Annotated in this window: 9 protein-coding genes and 1 pseudogene; 5 read left to right on the top strand and 5 right to left on the bottom strand. The window is 60.1% G+C overall.

Annotation, left to right across the window (positions count from 1 at the left end):
• Positions 1–288: 288 nt before the first annotated feature.
• Positions 289–720: an Hg(II)-responsive transcriptional regulator gene (gene merR, locus NUV89_RS26215; RefSeq protein ID WP_003425050.1), complete on the bottom strand. Its 432-nt coding sequence runs from the start codon at positions 718–720 to the stop codon at positions 289–291.
• Positions 721–791: 71 nt separating this feature from the next.
• Here merR and merT point away from each other — a divergent pair, with 71 nt between their 5' ends.
• From merT to merB, 5 genes are read left to right on the top strand one after another with little or no spacing between them, the layout of a single operon-like run.
• Positions 792–1,142 carry a mercuric ion transporter MerT gene (merT, locus tag NUV89_RS26220; RefSeq protein WP_003425049.1) on the top strand — a complete coding sequence of 117 codons (351 nt, stop codon included), beginning with the start codon at positions 792–794 and terminating at the stop codon, positions 1,140–1,142.
• 17 nt (positions 1,143–1,159) lie between these two features.
• Positions 1,160–1,435, top strand: a complete 276-nt coding sequence (gene merP / locus NUV89_RS26225; RefSeq protein WP_003425048.1) for a mercury resistance system periplasmic binding protein MerP — start codon at positions 1,160–1,162, stop codon at positions 1,433–1,435.
• 12 nt (positions 1,436–1,447) lie between these two features.
• Entirely contained in the window at positions 1,448–1,882 is a 435-nt protein-coding gene (gene merC / locus NUV89_RS26230) for an organomercurial transporter MerC (protein ID WP_003425046.1), read from the top strand.
• Positions 1,883–1,917: 35 nt separating this feature from the next.
• Complete coding sequence (merA, locus tag NUV89_RS26235; RefSeq protein WP_003425044.1) at positions 1,918–3,600, top strand: mercury(II) reductase; 1,683 nt, start codon at positions 1,918–1,920, stop codon at positions 3,598–3,600.
• Between the two features lie 12 nt (positions 3,601–3,612).
• Positions 3,613–4,251 carry an organomercurial lyase MerB gene (merB, locus tag NUV89_RS26240; RefSeq protein WP_003425042.1) on the top strand — a complete coding sequence of 213 codons (639 nt, stop codon included), beginning with the start codon at positions 3,613–3,615 and terminating at the stop codon, positions 4,249–4,251.
• Between the two features lie 92 nt (positions 4,252–4,343).
• On the opposite strand, the gene NUV89_RS26245 is transcribed toward merB, so the two are convergent.
• The 4 genes and pseudogenes from NUV89_RS26245 to NUV89_RS30020 form a co-directional block, all read right to left on the bottom strand.
• Positions 4,344–4,643, bottom strand: coding sequence for a plasmid pRiA4b ORF-3 family protein (locus tag NUV89_RS26245; protein ID WP_003425039.1), 300 nt, complete (start codon positions 4,641–4,643; stop codon positions 4,344–4,346).
• Between the two features lie 3 nt (positions 4,644–4,646).
• The gene (locus NUV89_RS26250; RefSeq protein WP_003425038.1) at positions 4,647–6,152 is read right to left on the bottom strand and encodes an IS66 family transposase; all 1,506 of its coding nucleotides are present in this window, start codon (positions 6,150–6,152) and stop codon (positions 4,647–4,649) included.
• 37 nt (positions 6,153–6,189) lie between these two features.
• A complete protein-coding gene (tnpB, locus tag NUV89_RS26255) occupies positions 6,190–6,534 on the bottom strand; it encodes an IS66 family insertion sequence element accessory protein TnpB (protein WP_003425037.1) in 345 nt (114 codons plus the stop codon).
• Between the two features lie 196 nt (positions 6,535–6,730).
• Positions 6,731–6,827: pseudogene (locus NUV89_RS30020) on the bottom strand (transposase); the annotation flags it as partial.
• Positions 6,828–6,990 lie beyond the last annotated feature (163 nt).

A 6,990-nucleotide genomic window follows, 5' to 3' on the forward strand; every position in this document is an offset into this window, starting at 1 on the left:
GTAAGCGTCCGAACTACACCGCCTTGCATCTCAGACCTTAATCCCCTTTAACCGCTGATTGACGCGCTCACACTCAAAAACTGCGAAATTGCACCCCACTTGACCACCCATTTGCGTTGCAACTGACCAATCATTTGCATTCGAAGTGATCAGGACTCTCGGCTCTGTAGGGTAAGAGCGTGGCTAAAAGCAGACCGTAGGTTTGGCCAGTCAACGGGGCTCATTGAGCGCCGCTCTTTTCCTGTTCAAGCCGACAAACAGGGGGGCAATGAAACGGGAAATCGTAGGCTAAGGCGCGAAGTTTTCGTGGCTATCTATTCCATGCAGCGAATCGATCAGCGGGCAGCTAACCGTCCCGTGGCTCGCGCAACAGTCATCAACCAACTGCGCCAGGACCAACTCGATCCGCCGCAGATCCGCAAGTTTCCCCCGCACGTCTTCGAGCTTCTGCTCGGCGTGCACACGCGCATCATTGCAGTGCGTACCGTCATCGAGCCGCAACAGTCCGGCCACTTCATCGAGGCTGAAGCCCAGCCGTTGTGCGGACTTCACGAATTTCACCCGTGCAATATCCGCCTCGCCGTAGCGACGAATGCTGCCGTAGGGCTTGTCCGGTTCGGGCAACAGCCCTTTGCGTTGATAGAACCGAATGGTTTCCACGTTAACCCCGGCTGCCTTGGCAAAGACGCCAATGGTCAGGCTTTCCGCAGTGTTTTTCATACCGCTTGACTCCGTACCTGACTACGGAAATAACCTTAACCCATCGATCAAACATTCGAAAGGTTGAACCCATGTCTGAATCACAAAAGGGCCGTGGTGCACTCCTCGCTGGAGGTCTGGCGGCGATCCTTGCGTCCACCTGCTGCCTGGGCCCGCTGGTGCTAATTGCCCTGGGCTTCAGCGGCGCCTGGATCGGTAATCTCACCGTTCTGGAGCCCTACCGCCCGTTTTTCATCGGCGCGGCATTGTTGGCGCTGTTCTTCGCTTACCGGCGCATTTTCCGCCCGGCTCAAGCCTGCAAACCCGGTGAGACCTGCGCAATTCCGCAGGTACGAACTACCTACAAGTTCATTTTCTGGCTCGTGATGGCACTCGTGCTGGTCGCGCTCGGTTTCCCCTACATCCTCCCGTTGTTTTACTGATCAGGCAGGAGTCTCCCATGAAAAAGCTGTTTGCCGCTCTCGCGCTCATTGCCGTGGTTTCCCCGGTGTGGGCCGCCATCCAAACCGTCACCCTGTCGGTACCGGGCATGACCTGCGCCGCCTGTCCGATCACGGTCAAGAAAGCGCTGACCCAGGTCGAGGGCGTGACCAAGACCGAGGTGAGTTTCGAGAAACGCGAAGCCATCGTGACCTTCGACGATGCCAAGACCAACTCCGAGGCCCTGACCAAGGCGACCGAGGATGCCGGCTATCCATCTACCATCAAGCAATAGGAGGAAATACCAATGAGAAATCCTCTCAATCTGTTCACGCGGATCGGTGACAAAGCCAGTTCCGTCGGTGTGCTGGTTTCAGCCCTAGGCTGCGCCGCGTGTTTTCCTGCTCTGGCTAGCTTAGGCGCTGCAATCGGTCTGGGCTTTTTGAGCCAGTGGGAAGGCCTGTTCATCACCACGCTACTGCCCTTGTTTGCGGCCCTGGCGCTGCTCGTCAATTCCCTTGGCTGGCTCAAACATCGGCAGTGGCAGCGAACTGCACTCGGCCTGATAGGCCCTGTCCTGGTCTTGGCTGCGGTGTTTTTGATGCGGGCTTATGGCTGGCGGAGCGGTTGGCTGCTCTATATCGGTCTGGCCCTCATGCTTGGGGGCTCGATCTGGGATCTCGTGTCGCCCGCCCACCCCCGTTGCGCCCCGGGTGCCTGCCCACCACAGCCAAAACAGTAATGCCGCAAAGAGACCCATTTGAGGAAGTAAACGCTATGACCACACTGCGAATCCACGGTATGACCTGCGCCTCCTGTGCCGACCGCGTCAGAGATGCTCTGGAGGGAATCTCCGGCGTGCACCGGGCGGACGTCTCCTACGCCGGTGGGAAGGCCGAAATGACGGCCGACGCGGCTGTCAGCCGTGAACAAATGCAAGCCGCCGTCGAGGCCCTTGGGTATCAAGCGTCGTTCGAAGTCGCCTCGCTACAACCGCGCCCCGGCCAGCTCGATAAGGCGCTGGGCTGGTTGCGCAGCGACACCGAGGTCGGCAAAAACGGCGACGCGCTACACATTGCAGTCATAGGCAGCGGCGGTGCGGCAATGGCGGCCGCCTTGAAGGCGGTGGAAGCCGGCGCCCGCGTCACTCTGATCGAGCGCGGCACCATCGGCGGCACTTGCGTCAACGTCGGCTGCGTGCCGTCGAAAATCATGATTCGCGCCGCGCATGTGGCTCATTTGCGCCGCGAGAGTCCGTTCGATGACGGAATGCCCGCCACGCCGCCGACCGTCCTGCGCGAGCGGCTGCTCGCGCAACAGCAAGGCCTTGTCGACGAACTGCGTCACGCCAAGTACGAAGGCATTCTGGAGAGCACACCAGCCATCACCGTGCTGCGTGGCACCGCTCGCTTCCAGGACGGCCACACGCTCAGCGTCGAACTGGTCGAGGGGGGCGGGCGCGAAGTCGCGTTCGACCGCTGCCTGATCGCTACCGGCGCCGGTGCGGCCGTGCCGCCGATTCGCGGGCTGCAAGACACCCCCTATTGGACCTCGGAGGAGGCACTGGCCAGCGCCAGTATTCCGCAACGGCTCGCCGTGATCGGCTCATCCGTGGTGGCCTTGGAGCTGGCGCAAGCCTTTGCCCGGCTGGGTAGCCGCGTCACCATCCTGGCGCGCAACTCGCTGTTCTTCCGCGAAGATCCGGCCATCGGCGAGGCGCTGACCGCAGCCTTCCGCATGGAGGGCATCGACGTGCTTGAGCAGACACAAGCCAGTCAGGTGACCCACGCCAACGGCGAATTCGTACTGACCACCAACCACGGTGAACTGCGCGCCGACCAACTGTTCGTCGCCACCGGCCGCACGCCCAACACCCAAAGCCTGAACCTGGAAGCGGCGGGTGTACTGTTGGATGAACGCGGCGCCATTCAGATCGATCAGGGCATGCGCAGTAGCGCAGTGGATATCTATGCAGCCGGCGACTGCACCAACCAGCCGCAGTTCGTCTACGTCGCGGCGGCGGCTGGCACCCGTGCGGCGATCAACATGACCGGCGGCGAAGCTACGCTTAATCTCGATGCCATGCCGGCGGTGGTGTTCACCGATCCGCAGGTGGCCACCGTCGGTTACAGCGAAGCGGAAGCACAGCGCGCAGGCCTCGAAACCGACAGTCGCACGCTGAGCCTGGACAACGTGCCGCGTGCGCTGGCCAACTTCGACACGCGAGGGTTCATCAAGCTGGTCGCCGAAGCGGGTTCTGGTCGGTTGCTCGGCGTGCAGGCGGTGGCCCCGGAAGCGGGCGAGCTGATTCAGACGGCGGTGCTGGCTATTCGCAACCGCATGACCGTGCAGGAGCTGGCCGACCAGTTGTTCCCCTACCTAACCATGGTCGAGGGCCTGAAGCTCGCGGCGCAGACTTTCACCAAGGACGTAAAGCAATTGTCCTGCTGCGCTGGATGAATGGAGAGCACCATGAAATTTGCCCGCTACATTACCGAGATCGCCGAACGTCTCACCCCGACCAACCGGCCCAAAGGTTTTGCGGAGTTCTTGGTCGCGCTACTGGGTGAACTTGCCAAGGGACGCCCGATTTCGCGAACTACGCTTGCCAGGACTCTTGGCTGGCCCGCTGAGCAAGTGGCGGCTGTGCTCGAACAAGCCACCAGTACCGAATACGACAACGATGGGAACATCATCGGCTATGTCCTCACCTTGCGCGAGACGTCGCATGTCTTGGAAATTGACAACCGCCGGCTGTATGCCTGGTGCGCGCTGGACACCCTGATGCTCCCGGCGTTAATCGGCCGTACAGCTCGCGTCTCGTCGCATTGCGCTGCAACTGGAGCACCCGTTTCGCTTACGGTTTCACCCAGCGAGATACAGGCTGTTGAACCTGCCGACGTGGCAGTGTCACTGGTATTGCCGCAGGAGGCGGCCGACGTTCGTCAGTCCTTCTGTTGCCATGTGCATTTCTTCGCATCTATCCCAGCGGCAGAAGATTGGGCCTCCAAGCATCAAGGATTGACTATCGTAAGCGTCCAAGAGGCGTTCGGCGTGGGCCAGGAGCTTAATCGACATCTGTTGCAGACCCTTCCAATGAGAACATCGTGATTGGATTTCGACTCAATGTCCTACGGAGTGGGCATCGGATTTCTCTTTCCGACTTTGATCCGGTGATCCCAGCCATCGCCAAAGTCATAGACCTAGCGGAATGTCCTTTTCCCGTTCAACGCTTTGATCAGAGTCTTGCGGGTCTCCGAGTTCACGGGAGGCCCCCATCCATCGGAGTCGGGAATACCGTAACTCTCACCAGCTATTTCAAACTCATGCAGATGGTCATCGTGCCAGCCCATTGCGATCTGGATCACCGCGTGCAATTTGCCTAAGGTGATGTTCTCGGGCACCGCCACACGGCGCCAGATGGCAGGTTCGATCCACTTCAATTCAATGTGCAGTAGCAACAAATCAGGTTCGGGTTTTGGCAAGCGAACAGTTTTGACCATGGATCAGGCGGCCTCGCAGAGTTCCGTGGAGGCGAGAGAAACGTTCCAGGGCAGCAGTTCGTCGACCCGATTGATCGGGTGGTCGGCGATGCGCTCCAGCACGTGTGTCAAATAGGCTTGCGGGTTCAGGTCGTTGAGTTTGGCTGAACCCACCAGGCTGTAAATCGCAGCCGCTCGTTCGCCGCCGGCGTTGGAACCGACGAACAGATAATTTTTTCTGCCTAGCGCGACAGCACGTAGCGCGCGTTCGGCAGCGTTGTTGTCGATCTCAATTCGCCCGTCATCGCAATAGCGCACCAAGGCCTGCCACCGATTGAGGGCATAGAGAATCGCACCGCCCAATGCCGATTTTTTCGACAGTTGAGTCAGCGTCTGGTTGAGCCACGCGTGGAGTTGTTCCAGCAGCGGACTGGCTCGGCTTTGCCGAACCACTTTTCGCAGGTTGGGCGGTTGCCCTCGAATCTCGCTTTCGATGGCATACAGGGCCGCAATCCGTTGCAGCGCCTCGGCGGCAAGTGGTGAAGCCAGGTCTTTGTAGACCTCGTAAAACTTGCGCCGGGCGTGAGCCCAACACGCCGCTTCCTCAATGGTGCCCGTGGCATATAGTTGAGCAAAACCGGCATAGCCGTCCGCCTGCAAGATCCCGCTGAAGCGCTTGAGATGCGCGCGGGGATGTTGCCCCTTGCGATCCGGCGAGTAGGCAAACCAGACCGCCGCCGGTGTCGCGTCCCCCGTAGGTCGGTCGTCCCGCACGTACGTCCACAGGCGCGCCGATTTGGTCTTGCCGTTGCCCGGCGCGAGCACGCCAATCGGCGTGTCGTCGGCATGGACTTTGTGTCCGCTCATGACGTGGTGCTCAAGGGCGTTGATCAGTGGTCGCAGCAACTGACTGCTCTGGCCAACCCAGTCGGCCAGGGTTGAGCGCTCCAGCTCCACGCCCTCACGGGCGTAGATCTCGGACTGCCGATACAACGGCAAATGATCGACAAACTTCGAGACCAGCACATGGGCCAACAACCCTGGGCCGGCAAGACCTCGGGCGATCGGGCGACTCGGTGCCGGCACCTGGGCGAAGTGCTCGCAGCAGCGGCAAACCCACTTCGGACGGACATGGCGAATGACTTTGAAACGTGCCGGAACGTACTCCAGCACTTCGGACACATCCTCACCTAAATGGCGAAGCGTCCCACCGCAGCCAGTGCATTGCGACTCGGGCTGATGAACGTGGGTTTCGCGAGGTAGGTGTTCAGGCAATGGTTTACGGCGCGAAACTGCGCGAGGTGCCGGCTCGACTGGAGGTGTCATTTCGGCTTGGCTGATTTGCAGCTCATCAAGGCTCAACTGGAGCTGGTCGATCATCGCTTCCAGTTGCTCGGAGCTGCGACCGAACTGCGTACGACGCAGCTTGGCGATCATCATCTTCAAGCGCTCAATCTCTGCGTGCTGGGCAGCGATCAGCGCCTTCAAGGCTTGAAGATCATTCGGCAGGGAGTCGGTCACGAGGGTCATGCCCGAATATTACTGGGGATTTTTTCAGCGCGGCAAGTCAGACCGCGAGGACGGGTGCTGTACGAATTGGCCGGCGCCAATCAATGCCCTCCAACAGCATCGACAACTGCGCGGTCGTCAGCGACACGCTGCCGCTGGTTGCTTGCGGCCAGACAAAGCGTCCTTGCTCCAACCGTTTGCAAAACAGGCACAAGCCGTCGCCATCCCACCACAACAGTTTGATCCGGTCACCACGCCGTCCGCGAAAGGCGAAGATCTGACCGGAGAAGGGATCGGCTTCCAGTTGAGTCTGCACCATGGCCGCCAAACCGTCGAAGCCACGACGCATGTCCGTGACGCCAGCGGCGATCCAGATACGGGTTCCAGCGGGAGGGGCAATCATCGCACTAACTGCTGCAAGACGAGTTGCAGCGTCTGCGGGTCTGGTGCTCCGGTGATACGCAACTTGGCTTTTCCTACCTCAACTGCGATCTCGGAATGACACTCTGCCTGTGGCTGGAAGACTGGCGGCAGATCCATTGGCGCCTCGATCACCTGGACTGGCAAAAACGAAGCACTCTGGCTGACCGGGCCGAATAGCCCTTCTTGGTATTGCTGCCGCCAGCGAAAGACCAGATTGGCATTGACGTCATGTTCGCGAGCGATCAATGACACGGAGGCGCCAGGCTGGAAGGTGGCCTCGACGACTTGGCGTTTAAAGTCCAGCGGAAAGTTGGGGCGGCGACCGGCTCGACGGGCTGGGGCAACTGTATCCAAGATAGTGTCCACTAAAAAATGGTGTCCACTATCTTGGCCAATTTGGAGGGCTGTCAGGAGAGGGTGCTGGCCGGACGGTTAC

The organism is Pseudomonas sp. 18.1.10 (assembly GCF_024655625.1).
GTDB lineage: Bacteria > Pseudomonadota > Gammaproteobacteria > Pseudomonadales > Pseudomonadaceae > Aquipseudomonas.

Coding starts and splice junctions, on each gene's coding strand:
- merB (WP_003425042.1), top strand. CDS start 3,613: ATGAAATTTGCCCGCTACATTACCGAGATCGCCGAACGTCTCACCCCG.
- merA (WP_003425044.1), top strand. CDS start 1,918: ATGACCACACTGCGAATCCACGGTATGACCTGCGCCTCCTGTGCCGAC.
- merP (WP_003425048.1), top strand. CDS start 1,160: ATGAAAAAGCTGTTTGCCGCTCTCGCGCTCATTGCCGTGGTTTCCCCG.
- NUV89_RS26245 (WP_003425039.1), bottom strand. CDS start 4,643: ATGGTCAAAACTGTTCGCTTGCCAAAACCCGAACCTGATTTGTTGCTA.
- NUV89_RS26250 (WP_003425038.1), bottom strand. CDS start 6,152: ATGACCCTCGTGACCGACTCCCTGCCGAATGATCTTCAAGCCTTGAAG.
- merC (WP_003425046.1), top strand. CDS start 1,448: ATGAGAAATCCTCTCAATCTGTTCACGCGGATCGGTGACAAAGCCAGT.
- merT (WP_003425049.1), top strand. CDS start 792: ATGTCTGAATCACAAAAGGGCCGTGGTGCACTCCTCGCTGGAGGTCTG.
- tnpB (WP_003425037.1), bottom strand. CDS start 6,534: ATGATTGCCCCTCCCGCTGGAACCCGTATCTGGATCGCCGCTGGCGTC.
- merR (WP_003425050.1), bottom strand. CDS start 720: ATGAAAAACACTGCGGAAAGCCTGACCATTGGCGTCTTTGCCAAGGCA.